Source organism: Echinicola pacifica DSM 19836, assembly GCF_000373245.1.
GTDB classification, from domain to species: Bacteria; Bacteroidota; Bacteroidia; order Cytophagales; family Cyclobacteriaceae; genus Echinicola; species Echinicola pacifica.
Genome location: NZ_KB890754.1, coordinates 330,600 through 348,449, shown reverse-complemented (window position 1 = coordinate 348,449; position 17,850 = coordinate 330,600). Strand labels below are relative to the sequence as shown.

General features: G+C 43.1%; 16 protein-coding genes. 5 read left to right on the top strand and 11 right to left on the bottom strand.

Features of this window, described 5'->3' with window-relative positions; genetic code table 11:
- Positions 1 to 94: 94 nt before the first annotated feature.
- Complete coding sequence (locus B050_RS0115355) at positions 95 to 1,024, top strand: DUF6807 family protein (RefSeq protein WP_018474829.1); 930 nt, start codon at positions 95 to 97, stop codon at positions 1,022 to 1,024.
- A gap of 223 nt (positions 1,025 to 1,247) precedes the next feature.
- Here B050_RS0115355 and B050_RS0115350 read toward each other — a convergent pair whose 3' ends face one another.
- The 3 genes from B050_RS0115350 to B050_RS0115340 form a co-directional block, all read right to left on the bottom strand.
- Entirely contained in the window at positions 1,248 to 2,576 is a 1,329-nt protein-coding gene (locus B050_RS0115350; protein WP_026235933.1) for a Gfo/Idh/MocA family protein, read from the bottom strand.
- A 99-nt stretch (positions 2,577 to 2,675) separates the two neighbouring features.
- Positions 2,676 to 3,434: a 3-keto-disaccharide hydrolase gene (locus B050_RS0115345; protein WP_026235932.1), complete on the bottom strand. Its 759-nt coding sequence runs from the start codon at positions 3,432 to 3,434 to the stop codon at positions 2,676 to 2,678.
- A gap of 198 nt (positions 3,435 to 3,632) precedes the next feature.
- The gene (locus tag B050_RS0115340; RefSeq protein ID WP_018474826.1) at positions 3,633 to 4,772 is read right to left on the bottom strand and encodes an NAD(P)/FAD-dependent oxidoreductase; all 1,140 of its coding nucleotides are present in this window, start codon (positions 4,770 to 4,772) and stop codon (positions 3,633 to 3,635) included.
- Between the two features lie 285 nt (positions 4,773 to 5,057).
- Between B050_RS0115340 and B050_RS0115330 the strand changes: the two genes are divergently transcribed.
- A complete protein-coding gene (locus tag B050_RS0115330; protein WP_018474824.1) occupies positions 5,058 to 6,242 on the top strand; it encodes an aspartate aminotransferase family protein in 1,185 nt (394 codons plus the stop codon).
- Between the two features lie 43 nt (positions 6,243 to 6,285).
- Here B050_RS0115330 and B050_RS0115325 read toward each other — a convergent pair whose 3' ends face one another.
- The gene (locus tag B050_RS0115325) at positions 6,286 to 7,008 is read right to left on the bottom strand and encodes a YqjF family protein (protein ID WP_157492827.1); all 723 of its coding nucleotides are present in this window, start codon (positions 7,006 to 7,008) and stop codon (positions 6,286 to 6,288) included.
- Between the two features lie 624 nt (positions 7,009 to 7,632).
- Here B050_RS0115325 and B050_RS0115315 point away from each other — a divergent pair.
- Positions 7,633 to 8,268: a peroxiredoxin gene (locus B050_RS0115315; protein WP_018474821.1), complete on the top strand. Its 636-nt coding sequence runs from the start codon at positions 7,633 to 7,635 to the stop codon at positions 8,266 to 8,268.
- Between the two features lie 112 nt (positions 8,269 to 8,380).
- Here the strand turns inward: B050_RS0115315 and B050_RS0115310 are convergent, their stop codons facing one another.
- The 6 genes from B050_RS0115310 to B050_RS22535 form a co-directional block, all read right to left on the bottom strand.
- Positions 8,381 to 8,812 (bottom strand): hypothetical protein, encoded by a 432-nt coding sequence (locus B050_RS0115310; protein WP_018474820.1) that lies wholly within the window; start codon positions 8,810 to 8,812, stop codon positions 8,381 to 8,383.
- A gap of 273 nt (positions 8,813 to 9,085) precedes the next feature.
- Positions 9,086 to 9,883 carry a PhzF family phenazine biosynthesis protein gene (locus B050_RS0115305; RefSeq protein ID WP_044202717.1) on the bottom strand — a complete coding sequence of 266 codons (798 nt, stop codon included), beginning with the start codon at positions 9,881 to 9,883 and terminating at the stop codon, positions 9,086 to 9,088.
- 353 nt (positions 9,884 to 10,236) lie between these two features.
- Positions 10,237 to 10,857 carry a bifunctional nicotinamidase/pyrazinamidase gene (gene pncA / locus B050_RS0115300; protein ID WP_018474818.1) on the bottom strand — a complete coding sequence of 207 codons (621 nt, stop codon included), beginning with the start codon at positions 10,855 to 10,857 and terminating at the stop codon, positions 10,237 to 10,239.
- Between the two features lie 117 nt (positions 10,858 to 10,974).
- Positions 10,975 to 12,450, bottom strand: coding sequence for a nicotinate phosphoribosyltransferase (locus tag B050_RS0115295; protein WP_018474817.1), 1,476 nt, complete (start codon positions 12,448 to 12,450; stop codon positions 10,975 to 10,977).
- Positions 12,451 to 13,254, bottom strand: coding sequence for a DMT family transporter (locus B050_RS0115290; protein ID WP_018474816.1), 804 nt, complete (start codon positions 13,252 to 13,254; stop codon positions 12,451 to 12,453).
- Between the two features lie 103 nt (positions 13,255 to 13,357).
- A complete protein-coding gene (locus B050_RS22535) occupies positions 13,358 to 14,671 on the bottom strand; it encodes a cation:proton antiporter (RefSeq protein WP_044202639.1) in 1,314 nt (437 codons plus the stop codon).
- A 471-nt stretch (positions 14,672 to 15,142) separates the two neighbouring features.
- Here B050_RS22535 and B050_RS0115280 point away from each other — a divergent pair, with 471 nt between their 5' ends.
- Complete coding sequence (locus B050_RS0115280) at positions 15,143 to 15,604, top strand: peroxiredoxin (protein WP_018474814.1); 462 nt, start codon at positions 15,143 to 15,145, stop codon at positions 15,602 to 15,604.
- Here the strand turns inward: B050_RS0115280 and B050_RS0115275 are convergent.
- Positions 15,601 to 16,269: an ABC transporter ATP-binding protein gene (locus tag B050_RS0115275; protein ID WP_018474813.1), complete on the bottom strand. Its 669-nt coding sequence runs from the start codon at positions 16,267 to 16,269 to the stop codon at positions 15,601 to 15,603. The two genes, B050_RS0115280 and B050_RS0115275, sit on opposite strands and share 4 nt — an antisense overlap.
- 346 nt (positions 16,270 to 16,615) lie before the next feature.
- Here B050_RS0115275 and sucC point away from each other — a divergent pair, with 346 nt between their 5' ends.
- Positions 16,616 to 17,833 (top strand): ADP-forming succinate--CoA ligase subunit beta, encoded by a 1,218-nt coding sequence (sucC, locus tag B050_RS0115265; RefSeq protein ID WP_018474811.1) that lies wholly within the window; start codon positions 16,616 to 16,618, stop codon positions 17,831 to 17,833.
- Positions 17,834 to 17,850: the final 17 nt, after the last annotated feature.

Sequence of the window (17,850 nt, the reverse complement as noted above, 5' to 3'; positions counted from 1 at the left end):
ATGAAAGCCTAGTGAATAACAATTAGCTGCCAAGGCACCATAAGTTTACCCCAGATGATTAGCTATTATTTTCACCAACCCAAACACCTACAACATGAAAATCCTAAGCCCTAGCCTACTATTCTTACTTATACTATGCACCTACACCAGTTCTGCCCAAGCGCAGCAGCTGGAGTTTAAGGAGTCTGAAGGTGGAATCATGCTGACGGAGGAGGGTTCAAATCGATTTTTTTATCAAACCGCAACAAAAACCTTAGATGGAAAATACCCACGAGCCAATTATGTCCATCCTCTCTATGGCAATAATGGTGAGCTACTGACTGAGGATTTTCCTGAAGATCACTATCACCACCGAGGGATATTCTGGACCTGGCATCAGCTGTATGTTTCCGGCAAACGAATCGCTGATCCCTGGTTTTGCGAGGGAATTTCCTGGAAGGTAACGCAAACCTCCACGCAGGTTAAAGGCAGCAAAGCTTGGATCAAAGCCACCGTACAATGGCTGGCAGATAGCCTTCACCAGGCTCCGGTAATGGAAGAGGAAATACTTATCAGCTTTTCTAGAATCAAGGACAATGCCTATACCCTGACCTTTGACATTAGTCTTAGCGCCCTGGTCGAGGGGCTATCAATTGGAGGCTCGGAAGACGCGAAGGGCTATGGTGGCTTCTCCCCGCGAATAAAACTCCCTGATGACCTGGAATTCCACTCTCAAGGCAAGGAAATCAGCCCACAAAATCTACCCGTACAAGCCGGCCCCTGGATGGATATGCAAGGAAGCTACGATGGCCAAAATCAGTCAGGGCTGGTAATTATGGGCGAGCCAGCGCATTTACCCAATTATCAAGGCTGGATCCTCCGCAGTGCCAACAGCATGCAAAACATGGCTTTTCCAGGCCAGCAAGCCCTCTCTATTCCTAAAGGTCAATCTCTGGACTTCAGGAATATGATTTTGGTATATGAAAACCTAAGCCCAAAACAAATAGAAAAGATCTATAAGGATTTTGCCAAAAAACGAGACTAAGGGCTGATTCACGTTCCTCATTTGATAATCTTGCTTCAGCAATGGTTTCTAAGTGCTTTGCTAAAGCTCTATTAAAAAGTCTGAAGTCCCACGTAATCAATCCAATTACCCAAAAAAGAAAGTCAGCTCCCGGGGAATAAGCCTACGATCACTTTCAAAAAAAAAGAGCTTATTGGTGATTTTAATAAATCGCAATAAGCTCTTTCCTGTAAGTTATGTTCAATTAAATTTTTGGCAATTCCCAGCCATTATGGTAGTGAGCATTGACCAATTTATTGGCTTCATCATTTGTAAATAAGCCTTTGTCTGCATCCCAATAAATTTTATTACCAGTTTTGAAGGCGATATTACCCATATGCGCATTGATCGCGGCGATACTGCCTGTTTGAATGGCACAATTGAGCATGGAAGGGTCATTGGCTTTGATAGACTCCACAAAGTTCACCGTATGGCGATCCAGAGCATTACCTTCCGGCTTTACTCTAGGCATGCTGGCGAGCAGTTCCTTGCCATCTTTTTTCTCGGCAATTATCTCCCATCCGCCTCTATTGACCACAAGCGTGGCATTGTTTCCTATGAAAGCTATGCCTTCGGTATAGCCATAATTTCCCCCATCTATCCCGGTGGCATGCTCCCACAGCATATTGAAACCATCAAATTCATAAACGGTCTGCAAGGTATCGGGAGTTTCGGAGGCATCGTCTGGGTAGGCGAATTTTCCTCCTGAGGCCATCACCGATTTTGGTGCGGTGACGCCCATGGCATATAAGGCGATATCGATCTCGTGCACTCCCCAGTCAGTCATCAAGCCACCGGCATAGTCCCAAAACCACCTAAAGTTGAAGTGAAATCTATTCTCATTAAATGCTCGCTCAGGAGCTGGTCCTAGCCACATCTTATAATCCACCCCTGCAGGAGGCGTGCTATTCGGTTTTACGGGCACTGGCTTCATCCATCCTTGGTAAGCCCAGCATTTGACGAGTCGGATATTTCCGAGTTGCCCTGATTTTACAAATTGAATCGCTTCATCATATTGGCTTCCGCTGCGCTGCCATTGGCCCACTTGGACCAGTTTTCCATAGCGCTCAGCAGCCTGAACCATGATATTACACTCTTGAATGGAATTAGCCAGAGGCTTTTCGGTATAAGCATGCTTGCCAGCGGACAGGGAATCCACCAAATTCAAGCAATGCCAATGATCAGGAGTACCGATAATTACCACATCAATATTCTTATCTTCCAGCAGTTTTCGGTAATCCTTATACAGAGCAGGTTTTTTGCCACGGAGCTTCACCACATCGGCGGAGCGTCGGTCCAGCACCGATTGGTCGATATCGGCAATGGCCACACAGTTGACCTGTGGCATTTTCAGGAAAGAATTCATATTGGACCAGCCCATACCATTGGCCCCGATGAGGCCTACGTTTATCTGATCGCTGGGGGCCACTTTACGGGTAAAAAGGCCAAATTCTTTTGCATCTACGATCAATGGCATGGACATTCCTGCCGCCGCAAGCATGCTATTTTGTAAAAATTTCCTTCTAGAAGACATGAAATAGGTATTTTGGTTTAAGTATATTTTATATAGTAATCAAAAAAAAACCAATACCTGGCGGGGAAAGTATCGCCTAAGTATTGGTTGGGAATGTGATTATAATTTTCTCACCCAGATATTTCTGAAATTGACCAAATTACCATGGTCTTGCAGTTTTATGGGAAGCTCGGCAGCATGTGGTTCGTATTGGTGCACCCCAATATAGGCGGTGGTTCCTTTCACTTCATAGTGATTCTGAACCAAAACGCCATTATGAATAACCGTCACATAGGCTGGCGAAATCACGATGCCATCCTTATTGAAGCGTGGTGCGGTAAAGATCACCTCGTAGGTATTCCATTCGGATGGAGAACGCGTGGCATTCGCTAAAGGAATGCCTTCCTTATATAATGATCCAGCCTGACCATTAGAATAGGTTCTATTATCATAGGAATCCAGAATCTGAACTTCATATCGATTCATGAAAAATAAGCCACTATTTCCTCTTCCCTGGCCATCTCCTTTCACTACATCGGGTGCTTTCCATTCAATATGCACTTGGACATCTCCAAAGCTTTCCTTGGTGGCGATATCCCCCGTACCTGGGTTTACCGTAAAAAACCCATCATTTATAGTCCAATTTGCCGCTCCACCTGTTTTGAGGCTGGTCCAGGCATCAAGGTTACTTCCGTCAAATAATACTATCGCATCAGAAGGAGGTGTATGATTTTCCTTGCCTGGGTCCACTTTGCGCACTTGAGGTTCCCATACTTCCGTGGCCTCTGGCGGCAGCTGTACACTGGTCTGCTGAGCCTGCACCGCAAAGCCGCTCAAAGTCCCCATCAAAATGGCAGGTAACATAAATTGTAATTTCATTCTTATAGGTTTTATTGGTTATAATAATTGATTCTCTTACGATAAAGCTAAAAATATCACTCACTTCATAACCACCACACTCCACAAAGGATTTCTTTCTAAAAGTCACTTTGATTTTTAGCCTATGAAAATTAAGGTTTTTACCTTCAATATAAAAGTAAACAACACACTTATGATTATAATCTCTCTATAAATTTCTCAATAAACGAGCTCTTTTATTTTCTTCTTTAGGCTAGCCATAAGATCTGTAGGCAGAGACCTTTCTCCTATAAATACATCGGTCATGGCCGAGATAAATCGATCACCATATTTCTTCATTAGGAAATTCCTGATTTTCTTCTGTCCATAAAACCACTGAGCGACCTTCAGGCTGGTATTCAGCTCGGGCAGCAGCTGCTCTTTTAGGAGTTCCTCATACCTTGCTCCAGCCAAGGAGACATCCCCTTCGGACTGGGCGATAGCCTCCGCCACTAAGGATCCACTTTTCAGCGCATTGGATATCCCCTCGGCGGTGATAGGGTCTGCAAATCCAGCAGCATCACCGATCAAAAACACCCCGTTTCTAAAGAAACCATCCGTCCGTGGTGCCACAGGAATCTGGAAACCATGAGCTTTTTCGCTGATCACTTCCTTGATCCCGAGTTTATCCAAATAAGCCCTATAATGCGCTTTCAGGTCGATGCGGGCTTTCCTGGTGGAAGCCACTCCTAGCGACAGATGGTTCTTCTTAGGGAAGCTCCAGGCATAGCCATAGGGAATGCTATCCACATCAAACCTAACCTCGCTAGACAGTCGCTCAAAGTCCTCAGGACTCACTTCCACCTCATATTCCAAGGCAGGAATCAAATTCCTCGTCTCGCTCCACCCAGCCAGCTTGGCGGTAGGACTTAGAGCCCCATCAGCGGCCACGACCATTTTGGTCATGATATCTCCCTGATCGGTATGTAGGGTGATGGCTTCGCCAAAACTAAGTTTATTCAACTTATGACCTTCTTTCAACACTGCCCCTTTTTCGATGGCCTTATTGACAATAAAATGGTCAAAATCATCACGCATCACCATGCTGATCACGGGAACCTCCCGCTCTGTAGTCAGGACTAAGTCATCCCTATCAAAATATAAGTGAATCTGGTAAAACTCACGCTCTACGACGTCTGAAATATCAAAGGGTAAATTCCTGCGGCCTCTAAATACGAAGCCTCCACCACAGGTTTTATACCTTGGCAGGGATTCTTTATCAATCAAAACAGTAGATAAGCCTTTGCTAGCCAGTTGGTATGCAGCGAGCGAACCCGCAGGGCCGCTTCCGATAACTGCCACATCAAATATATGACTCATGAATGGGGATATAAGGGTGGAAATAAAATTCGACCCTAATTTAAAACATATTATACTTTATTTACCAGTTCTCCTTTCTTTTATAAGCCATTTTCATATCCTGAACTTCCCAAACAAAGACTTTGCTCCTCCCGACTATGGGCTGGACTCAGGGCTGAATGATAGCCTCGCCGGATTCCTCAGCGAATGCTTACTATTTCCAGCAATTCCTTGTAGTTTTGCAGTGCCTAACGTCCTTAATCTACCAATGAGCTTAGATATTCAACCAAAAATCGCGATAAAGCTATGAATAACAGACAACTATTCTTATCCCACCTTGCTCAAACTACCGATTTCCCCTTATTGATAGAAATAGAAAAAGCGGAAGGAATCTATATGTACGGGCCTGAAGGCCGTAAATACATCGATTTGATATCAGGAATTGGGGTAAGTAATGTGGGACATAGGCATCCCAAAGTCATCGGAGCTATTCAGGAGCAACTAGACAAATACCTGCACCTGATGGTATATGGAGAATATGTGCAGAGTCCCCAAGCCCAATTGGCCAAGGCCCTCTCCGATACCCTGCCAGAGCAACTGGACAATGTGTACCTGGTCAATAGTGGAAGCGAAGCGGTGGAAGGCGCTTTAAAACTCGCTAAAAGATATACTGGCAGAAGAGAAATCATCAGCTGTGTCAACGCCTATCATGGTTCAAGCCATGGTTCTCTATCGGTCGGTGGAAATGAAATTTTCAAAAGGGCTTACCGACCCTTACTTCCCGGGATCACCAATATACCCTTTGGGGAGCTTGACTTCCTGGACAGCATCACCAAAGATACTGCTGCAGTCATAATGGAGACGGTACAGGGAGAAGCAGGGATACGAGTTGCCACGCAGGAATATTTCTCAGCATTGAGGAAGCGATGCGATGAAACAGGCACCTTATTGATTTTGGATGAAATCCAGGCGGGATTTGGTCGTACGGGCAAATTCTGGGCTTTTGAGCATTATGGAATAGCCCCTGATATCATTGTATGCGCCAAGGGTATGGGTGGTGGTATGCCTATAGGTGCCTTTGTAGCGCCCCAGGAAATCATGGCCGTTTTCAAAAATAACCCACTTCTGGGTCATATTTCCACTTTTGGAGGCCATCCTGTGAGCAGCGCTGCCGCACTGGCCACCATAAAAGTGCTCAAAGAAGAAAATCTCGTGGAAGCGGTAGAAGCTAAAGCAGAACAAATAAAAGGCTTATTGCAGCATCCAAAAATCAAGGGGATCCGAAATAAAGGACTCATGATGGCCGTGGAATTCGAATCTTTTGAGGTGCTCAAGCCAATCATTGACCGGGCCATTGAACTCGGTGTGATTACTGATTGGTTTTTGTTCTGTGAGGATAGCATGCGGATAGCCCCTCCTTTGACCATTACTGAAGAAGAAATATCAGCAGCTTGTACCCTCATACTTCAGGCGATAGAAGAAAACGCCTAATACTTTACCAGGAAAGGGGCATCGAGGAATTGGTCCTTTCACTTTATTGTTTGGCAAGTCTAGGGGGCCATGCCAGCACCTTCACCCCGGGGGAATAATGTGCCAATACGGGATCTCCATCGGTAAGTTTTCTGAAAGTGGGATAATTCACCTTTACCCTTTGCAGGGAAATACTCCGCAGAGGCCATTCAATATGGTGAATGGGGAAATGCTGAATACCGTTTTTAGTATCCTGGAAAAGATGGTACCGCTCCAGTAACCAACGCTCCACGGCAGTCTTTTCGCCTAGTCCCCTTCCGGTGGAGAACTTCAATTCTAAGGAATCTCCCATTCGCAAATTTTCTGATCGGAAAAATCCAGCTCCTCTTTTCATTAAGGAAAACCGATAGGGAAGCCCCGAAAAGGCCTTGGCAACATAACATGCCACTCTTTTTCCTGCTTCCATACTTAAGAAATAAACCCCTGCCTCCCCATTTCTTTTTACATAGGTGCGTACATTGACCTCTAGGAAGTCTGAGACCATGGAGAAAGGCGGTATATTCCTGAAACTAATATTATTCATGGTAAAGGCCACCAAAGAAATCCAGGCTTGGCCATCGATAAGATCCAGTTCTAGCGTATCAGGCAAAAAGCCCTTTAAATAATCAGCATCCACCTTCCAATGTAAAAAAACACATCTATTCCATTCCTGATAGTACTTCCACCGCTCTGCCGGATTCGCCTCCGACCTATGATCAATCGTACCTATAATCTCTTTATATTTCACACTCAATATCTTTATTCTACAATAATTCCCAAGTCCCGATGGTATTCCATTCTGCCTCCCATATACCTCCTTAGCTTTCCCCAGATCCCTTCCCCCTCACTTAGCTTATGAAGGAGCCCCTTATTCCAGACCTCTATCATTTGCTCAGCAAAATCCTATTAGGGACTCTTTCTCCTAATACTTACTATTTTTTTGAGATTAGGCTCCCTACCCTATGGCGAAATTATGGACAAGGGAAATAGGGCTTAGTATCTTTGGCACTTATTTAATTTTTTTGGTAAATAAAACCATAAATACACATTTTATAGACCGTGGTAACCCTAAATAGATAATTCACAGTCAATATATCATAATTGTTTAGATCAAAAAAAAATGTTTTGATAATAGTAATGGTATATTCCCCAAATAAGCATTCTATCTTCAAGACTGCTGGTCGAATTCTGATAATGGTTTCAGGCCAATTTTTTATAGATGGAATCCCCTTTTAGGAACCAAAAATCCTCCTGGACCAATAATTTATTCTTATCTTAATAAATCCGATTATTGAGCAACTTTATCGGGAAAAATATCGTTTTCCTACAAAACCTATAGATTTTATATTTAACCATAAAAATTAATTCAGTTATGTCATTACGATTAGGAGATTCCGCACCTGATTTTACAGCGAATAGCACTGCCGGTGAGATCAATCTTTATGAATACCTTGGGGAAAGTTGGGGGATTTTATTCTCTCACCCTGCTGATTATACACCAGTCTGCACCACTGAGCTGGGCACTGCAGCCAAGCTGAAGGGTGAATTTGATAAAAGAAATGTAAAGATGATTGCCTTGAGTGTGGACGGTATCGACAGCCACCATGGCTGGGTGAAGGACATCAATGAAACTCAGCAAACTGAGGTAAACTACCCGATCATAGCCGATGAGGATCATCATGTATCAGAGCTATATGATATGATCCACCCCAATGCTGATAATAAGCTTACGGTAAGATCGGTTTTCATCATTGGCCCAGATAAGAAAGTGAAGCTGATCATCACTTATCCTGCAAGCACCGGAAGAAATTTTAATGAGCTTCTTCGCGTAATTGACTCCTTGCAGCTAACCGCTAACTACTCTGTGGCAACTCCTGCAAACTGGCAACATGGCGAGGATGTGGTAATAGCCCCAGCTATCAAGAATGAAGATATTCCTGCAAAATTCCCTAAAGGGCATAAGGAAATCAAACCTTATTTAAGAACGACTCCTCAGCCGAATCTTTAAGCTGCTGAGACTTTAGGGGCTCGTATTGGGACCTTAAAGTTTAGAAATGTAAGTCATAAAAAAAGCCCAGACCTTGCAGAGGTCTGGGCTTCTTATTTATGGTAAATAGAAATTATTTCCCAAATACATATCTGATATTCAGGCCGAATACATCCGCTCTAAAATCAGTATCTTCTACGATCCACACCACAGGTCTCCAATCCAAACCAACGGCCATTGGGAAATCAAAATGGTATTCTAAACCTATTTCGCCAGACACACCGAAGTAAAAAGGATCATTAATGATCAGGGATGGGCCTACACCAACATACCAGTTCAGACCATCCGCCTCGGTAATTGGGCGATAGATGAAGTCATAAAGTGCATCAATGCCAACGCCATCACCAAAGCTAACATCTGCGTGAACTCTGCTGAACTGGCCTACGGAGAAAATCCCGTCAATGGCTACATTATTATGGCCTTCACCAAAACGAACACCTATTTCCTGAGCTTGAACACCATAGGAAATCAACAAAACGGTTACTGCTAATAGAAATTTTTTCATTTCGTTAAATTTGTATTTAAAAGTATAGTTAATTTGATTATTTCAAGTAATTAGAAATCTGTCAGCACAAAATTAACTATTTTTAAGTAAATAATAATAAAAAAAACTGATATGTTTATCCTCAAAACGCTGCACTTCATCTACCTTCTGTCTATCAGTAAATTATATATAGGGGTATATGACTCCTTCTTATTTTTACTTTCGTATAGTAAGTGATCCAATCATAATAATTAAAAAAGCCTGAAGTCCTTCCCTATAGAAAAAGATTAGAATTTAGACTTCTAAGAAGCCTTCAAAGATCTTGACGGCGCGGCCTAGTATTTTCACCCTGTCCCCTTTCAGTTCCAGCTTCATCTCCCCTTCTCGCTTACTCGCTTGATAGGCATGAAAAGAGGTATTCCCTTCCTTTTTATGCCAATAATCCACCAAGGCACAATGTGCAAATCCTGTAACCGGATCCTCATTGATCCCTAAATTAGGTGCAAAGTAGCGGGAATAGATATCGTAATGTTCATCTCCTTTTGCAGTGATAATGATTCCCTGCTCAGAATGCATGGCTAATACACCAAACTCAGGCTCGACATACTCCAGGCTGTGAAAGCTCTCCAATTCGAGAATCCAATTGCCTTTAAGGGAGGCCGAACCTATAATCCTCTGACCAAAAAAATCATTCTTAAAGAAGGGGTGAACACCAGTTTTGGTCTCTAGCAAGGGAAAGTCCATGGCGATCTCCTCTCCTTCCATCTTCACCTTGAGGTCCCCACTTTTGGTCTGAAAGATAATCTCCTGATCCTCCTCTACCACCTCTTCCATATAGAGCATATAGGCACTGGCCAGCGTGGCGTGTCCACAAAGATCCACCTCCTTCTCAGGAGTAAACCATCTCAAACCAAAGACATTAGGCCCTTTTTGCTCCAAAAAAGCAGTCTCGCTCAGGTTCATTTCTGCTGCGATCAACTGCATTCCTTCCTCAGCTAAGGGGCCTGGCAACAGGCAAATAGCCGCTGGATTCCCGCAAAAAGGAGTATCTGTAAATGCATCAATGGTAACGATAGGTAATGGAGTGGACATATTATTTAAGATATTAAAATGATGAAAAAGGAATAATTGAAGCACTATCAGTCGAAGGATCACCTAGAAAATCAGCAATTATCAGCCTATTCCTTACCTTTCGATTGCTTACCTAAATTAGGCGATATTGACCTTAAAACCAATTAAGTGGTCCATTAAACCAGAAAATAGAATTGGCTAATTTAGCGAGGACTTTTAGCCATTCCCGGTCCATGTTTTATAATCCAGAGGGCAATTGCTGAATATAACTATTCTTATGGCCTAGATTCTAAATTGAAATTGACCTTAAGAAATAAGGCAGGGTATAACTTTAATGATGAGATCAAGCTCCAAAAAGTCAGTAGGTATGTTCCTTATTCTGGAGAGATATCCCGACTTCGGATAATTTCAGCACCTGATTTGCTCATATCCTTTAAGGCAAGCGTAAAATCATTGGGATTTATATTGACCGCCTTAGAGGCATCTTCGATCACATAGGTATCAAAGCCCTCCTTAAGGGCATCCAAAACAGTGAACTTTACGCAATAATCAGTGGCCAAGCCCACAATATAGACCTCCGAAACTTCCTGCGCCAATAGGTAGTCGGCTAAACCTGTATCGGCTTTCCTAGCATTATCATGAAAACCACTATATGAATCCACAAGTTTATTTTGTCCTTTTTGGAAGACCTTCCTCCAGTTGCTTTGCTTAAGGTCCTGATGAAATTCTGCACCAAAACTACCTTGCACACAGTGGTCAGGCCACAGGATCTGGTCCTCACCCTCCACCACTACGATATCCCCCGGGCTTTTGCCTGGGTGCTGAGAGGCAAAACTGCTATGATCTGCGGGATGCCAATCCTGCGTGGCCACTATGAAGTCAAACTTTTCCTGCAATTCATTGATGACAGGGATCACCTTATCTCCCTCAGGAACTGCTAATGCCCCACCTGGAAGAAAATCATTTTGTACATCTACAATTATCAATGCTCTCATTATAATTCAGGTTTAATATCTACTCCATTCCTTCCTCAGAATCTATACCAAACACGGATACTTTAGCATAGCATCAGAGATAAACTAGCACAGGTTTTTAAGGTAAAGCAGAATGGATCAATTGAAATTTTTGGCTTGCAAAACCAAATTTGTCCTCAGGTGGTATAATGACTCCTCCAATCCCACCGGATAGATATGTGGATTGATTAATCGTTTATGTGCTTTATCGAATTTCTCCAAATTGCTAAGGGTTTTTTGACGGATATCCGCAAGCAATGGCCTTGTATATACTTTTTCGCCCTTGACGAATATAGGGACAAGCATATCCTTACTTTCTAGCTGATCCGGACTTATTTTCTTGCGTTTGGTAGGGTCATAAGGGTCAATAATGGTGAGTTCCTGCGCAGACAGGTCGGTATTTTCCAGATAAATCATGTCAGATACTGCTTTCCCATTTTTATAGAATCGCTTGACATTATGGTATCCGGGGATATTGATTTTGATGGATTGCTGAGACACTTTCACTTTGGGCACCCATTTGCCATCGTGATCTTTAAGAGCGGCCATTTTATAGACAGCTCCCAAGGCGGGCTGGTCATAAGCCGTCACCAGCTTCGTTCCTATTCCCCAGATGTCAATAGCGGCTTCCTGTAATTTCAATGAAGACAGAATATGCTCATCGAGGTCATTGCTAGCCACTACTTTGGCATCGGGAAAGCCAGCTTCATCGAGCATTTCTCTGGCCACATTGCTATAGTAAGCCAAATCACCTGAATCGATACGTATGCCCAATAGTTTTTTACCTTTCTCCTTAAGCAGTTCACCCATTCGGATGGCATTTTGGACCCCTTTGATGGTATCATAAGTATCCACAAGGAAGATACAATTGTCAGGAAAAGCATCTGCATAGGCCTCAAAGGCAGCCATTTCACTTTCAAATGCCATAATCCAGCTATGTGCATGGGTGCCGGAGACGGGGATCCCAAATAGCTTTCCTGCCATCACATTACTAGTGGAAGAGCAGCCGCCAATATAGCTGGCACGGCTCGCCGCCAAAGCGCCGTCTATGCCCTGAGCACGTCGCAGTCCAAACTCCAATACAGGGTCGCCTTTGGCTTCCAGGGTGATTCTCGCAGCCTTGGTAGCCACCAAGGTTTGGAAATTCATAATATTCAGCATGGGGGTCTCCAGCAGCTGACATTGTAATAAAGGTCCTTTTACCCGGATCATTGGGGTATTTGGGAATATCACTGAGCCCTCTTCCACGGCGTCTATATCACAGCAGAAATCGAGTTCTTTCAGGTATTGGATAAATGCTGGATCAAAAGTCGGCTCCCCATCCTCCTTCCGCATTTCGCTCAGATAGGCGAGGTCATTTTCGTCAAACTTAAAATTACGACAGTAATCGATGACATAATCTAATCCTGCTGCGATGGTAAAGCCACTTTGGAAGGGGTTTTTACGAAAGAATAAGTTAAATACAGCTTCTTGCTCTGATTTGCCCGACTTCCAGTAAGCATAAGCCATGGTTAATTGATAAAAATCAGTGAGTAAAGCCAATGATCCTTGATATAAATCTCTGGTAATTTTCATTTATTTAGATCTAATGTTTAAAATAACACCGCATAGTACCAGTGCCATTCCCAAATAGGTTAGCAAGTTAAAGGTTTCGCCGAAAAAGATAAAACCAAATACAAGCGCATATAGAATTCCGATATAATTTAAGCTAGTAATCTTGGCCAAATTGGCATGCTGATAAGCCATAGTCATGAAATATTGGGCGGCCTGGGTAAAAATCCCAATACCCAGCAGAATCAACCAATCCCATCCTACTGGCGTCACCCAATGAAAATAACTCCATACCGAAACAATCGGCAGGGTCACCAGTGGAAAGTAAAACACAATCACCAAGGGATGTTCGCTGCCCTTAAGCTTGCGGATAATATTATACGCCAAGCCTGCAAAGAAGCCTGAGGCCACCCCGATCATCGTATATTGAAGAGAAATCCTTGCGTCAAAACCCTCGATCACCAATACGCCGCCAAAGGCTATGGCAAAATACAAAAATCGGATAGGTTTAACTTTTTCCTTAACAATAAATATCCCTAAAATAGTAGTAAATATGGGTGACAGGTATTGCAAGGTCACCGCACTGGCCAAAGGAATATTCTGTAGGGTATAAAAGAAGGTAATCAGACCCAAGGAGCCGGAAATCCCTCTTAGTATTAATAATTTTTTGTTATTACCAAATATGGGCACCCCCTGGCGCTTCAGGATGATATAACTGACGACGAGACTGAAGAGTGATCTAAAAAAAACGATTTCCGCTGCTGGCAAATGTGGCACATACTTCACCATGACCTGCATGATTGCAAAAAATATCCCTGCCAGAAGCATATGCCTCACGCTGTCCTGATTCAAAATGGTTGGTCTTTAGTGATTATATAATTTTCAAAACACCAGCGGAGGAAAATGGTTCCCTGAACTTATAAATCAATAACTATCCCGAGATTCCAGGCTGAATACCCGGCAGAGGGTCTTGTTCTTGGTCGGAAGATTCCTCTAGATTTGTCTGCTCCACGGGGTTTTCCGTAGCGGCAGTTCCTTCAGACTCCTCATCAGACGCGGCTTGCTTTTCTTCCTGCAACTCCTTCTCTGACTTGCCCAGCATCACTCCAAACATCATCACAAGTACCGAAAGGACGATCACCTGAATGATCAGTGACTTATTTACCAAACCAATCATATTCTCCGGGCTGATATACAGAAATAATAATACGGTGATCAATCCTCGAGGAGCCACAAATAACAGCGGCTTCATCGGCAGCTTACTTAGATATAGCTGCAGCGCCCTTAGGGAGAAGGTCAGCACCACAATGCCCACCGCCCATATCAGCGTGGAAGTGTTCAGAATCTCCGAAGTTTCCAACAAGTAACCGAACAATAAGAAGAATAATGAGCGAATCAAAAATGTCGCCTCAATGGTCAACTCTTTAAACTTCTGCACTTCTTTATTTAATATATCCGTGCGGAATACATCAAAGAATTTGAGATTATGAAGTTCATTTAAGTTGCCAATGGATAAGCCAAATATTAGGATAAAGATCAGTGCCGGAAGATGATAGACATACGATATGGCATAGATCAAAATGGTCAGGAGAATGATAGGCACAAATTTGATATGATGCTCCAATTTGCTCAGCAGAAAGGATAAGCCTATCGTCGCCACGAAGGAGATGATACATATAATAAGCAGTTGGAGACCAAACATGCCGAAGGAATTCAGTCCCACGGTCTCATTGCGAAGCATAAAATTGAAGAATACTACACCGAGAATGTCTGAAAGCGAACTCTCATAAATCACAAATTCCTTATTTGAAGTGGAGAGATTCCTCACACTTGGGATGGCGATGGCGCTACTAATCACGCACAGCGGGATTGCATTGATTAGGCTATCTCTAAAGGTATATCCTCCATATTGCTCAAAAATATAAGCCAATAAAAAAGACAAGGCCAGTAAGGGGCCTAATGCACCAAAGAATGACTTGCGGATAAGGGTAAACTTGGACTTGTTTAGCTCCAATTCCAAGGAGCCCTCAAGTACGATCAGGATCAGTCCTGTGGTCCCTAAGATCGGCAAAATGGTGGACAAATCAGGTAAATTCAATTCAAAGAGCATGGTTCCTCTTCGTACCAAATAGCCCAAAAGCAGCAATAAAATTACTGAGGGAATTTTAGTTTTCTTAAAACTATAGTCGAATAAATACGCTATCAAAAGGAGCGTACATAATGTTATGATTATCGTTGTCGTCATTATAGTCTTTTTTGGTCACTAGCTTCTCCCTTCCTCCTCGATATCTACTAAAGGAGATCGCTATCTCTTAAAAAATGGTCAGGAGGTAGATCCGATTATGGAAACATCTTGCCCAATTTTATCTCTAATAAGCATAAAATCTCTTAATCTACCAGAAATTTTAAAGCAATTTTTCTGGCCGAATAAAAAATATTTCTCTAAACCCTTGGCAAAAAGCCATGTAAATCTCCCTCCTACTTTAGGCGTTAAAACACGAGTATCTCCTTAAAATCAGTAAAAGAAAGCTAAAATTATGGTTTCTCCTTTCGACAGCCCTGGCTGCTACTCTATATTTCCATATCATAATAGCTATATTCACACTGGCTAACCACATCCATTTCTTTAGCTCCAAAAAAGAATGCTTGTGTGGAGAAACAAGATCGCATTATTTTTGTTTCAATAAAAGTACACAAAATCAAGACAGCAATATCTATGGCATTGAAAATCAATCAAGAGGCTCCAGACTTTACTCTACCTTCCACCAGTGGCTCCAGTTTCCAGCTATCTGAAGACTTCAAGGGCAAGTTTTGTTTACTATTCTTTTATCCCAAGGACCAGACCAAGGGCTGTACGCAGGAAGTATGCAGTTTCAGGGATAATTTTCACCTTTTCAGCAAATTAGACATCCCACTGGTGGGCATCAGCAGAGACAGTATAGCGAGTCATCAGGAGTTTAAGGAAATGCATAAGCTTCCTTTCGAACTGTTAGCTGACGAAAGTGGAGCAGTTTGCAAGGCGTATAAGGCACTGATGCCCATCGTCAGGGTGCCCAAGCGAATCACTTATTTGCTCAATGCAAAACATGAAATCGTAGCAGTCCATGAAGGGTTATTTGATGGGCCTGCACATGTGGAAGCTATGATGAAGGAAGTGCAGGCGCTGACCAAAGGCTAAATGACGGTATCCTGCTGGACGATGAGTCCATCCTGCATGGTAAGCATTCGATCGGCCATTTGGGCCAGTTCTTTGTTGTGAGTAACAATTACGAAGGATTGGCCGAATTTTTTGCGCAGTGTAAAAAACAATTCATGCAAAGCCTCGGCACTTTGAGAGTCGAGATTGCCACTAGGCTCATCGGCGAAGATGATCTTGGGATCATTGATCAAGGCTCTCGCCACGGCCACCCGCTGCTGCTCTCCCCCGCTTAGTTCGGAGGGTTTGTGTTGCATTCGCCCTTCTATCCCCAATAAGGCCGCAAGTTCCAAGGCTCTCTTTTCCAGTTCGCCAGAGTCTCTTTTGGCGATCATTCCGGGGATCATGATATTTTCCAGGGCGGTAAATTCGGGAAGGAGATTGTGGAACTGGAATATAAAGCCAATTTCCTTATTACGGTAGGCGGCGAGCTGATCTCCTTTGAGTTTTACCAGGTTTTTTTGATCCACCATTACCTCCCCCTGATCAGGCAGGTCGAGGGTACCCAAGATATGCAAAAGTGTACTTTTTCCGGCTCCAGAAGCACCTACGATAGATATCACCTCACCTGCATCGATGTGAATATCCACTCCTTTTAGCACATGTAAGTCACCGTAATACTTCTGAATCCCCTTAGCGTGTAGCATACCTTATATATCGTTCTAGAAGCTTCAAAGTTAAAACTATTTTGGACTTTACCTGATGCCAGAATGCCATAAAATGGATTTAATACCGATAATCTTAAGGGGATTTAATGGCTTCAAAAACTTTATCCAGGGATTTAATGCGGCTTGGATAGCGACTCTACTAATGATAGAACAGATAAAGAACCAATTATAAATCAGAATTTTACCTTTAGCAAATGGCTATAAGAGTGAGGGGGAAAGAAGAGTCCATTAAAGGAAGGCAAAGAATCATTTTATAAAAAAGACCTTGATAAACCTTGAAATATCGGCCTGTGCTGATTAACTTCGAGCAAAAATTTTCGCTAGGATGAATATACACGAATATCAAGCAAAAGAAGTTCTGAAAGGATACGGTGTCAAGATTCAGGAAGGCATAGTAGCCGATACCCCTGAAGCCGCACTGGAAGCAGCCAAGCAACTCAACGCAGAAACAGGTACCTCATGGTATGTGCTAAAAGCACAGATCCATGCTGGTGGACGTGGAAAAGGTAAAGTTCAGGAAACCGGCTCCAATGGTGTGGTTTTGGCCAAGAAGTTGGACGAAGTATCTGAAAAAGCCAAAAACATCCTAGGAGGAACATTGGTGACTCACCAGACAGGTCCTGAAGGCAGAAAGGTAAATAAGATTTTAATCGCTGAGGATGTTTACTATCCTGGAGATTCCGAGCCAAAGGAATATTACCTATCCATTTTATTGGATAGAGCCAGAGGTTGCAATGTCATCATGGCCTCTACCGAAGGTGGAATGGACATCGAGGAAGTAGCCGAGAAGACTCCTGAGAAAATCATCAAGGAGTGGATAGACCCTAAAGTAGGTCTTCAGCCTTTCCAGGCCCGCAAGGTTGCCTTTGCACTGGGACTATCTGGAAACGCACTTAAGGAAATGGTAAAATTCATCGCAGCGCTTTACAGAGCTTATGATGCTACCGATTCTTCCCAATTTGAGATTAACCCGGTATTGAAAACTTCGGATGATAAGATCCTGGCAGTAGATGCAAAGGTAAATCTGGATGACAATGCGCTATACAGACATAGAAACCTTGCTGAATTGAGAGATTTTGCTGAGGAGGATCCATTGGAAGTAGAAGCTGGCAAATCTGACCTAAACTATGTGAAGCTTGACGGAAACGTAGGTTGCATGGTGAATGGTGCAGGCCTTGCGATGGCGACTATGGATATGATTAAGCTTTCTGGTGGCGAGCCTGCCAACTTCCTCGACGTAGGTGGCGGAGCCAATGCAACGACCGTGGAAGCTGGATTCAGAATTATCCTTAAGGATCCTAATGTAAAAGCCATCCTGATCAACGTATTTGGTGGTATCGTAAGATGTGATCGTATCGCTAGCGGCGTGGTAGAAGCCTATAAGTCAATAGGTGATATCCATGTTCCTATCATCGTACGTCTGCAAGGAACCAATGCTGAGGAAGGCGCAAAGATCATTGACGAGTCAGGATTGAAAGTGGCTTCTGCAATTACTTTGAAAGAAGCAGCAGAAAAAGTTCAAGAAGTACTTAAAAACGTATAAAAATACTTTATATTTGT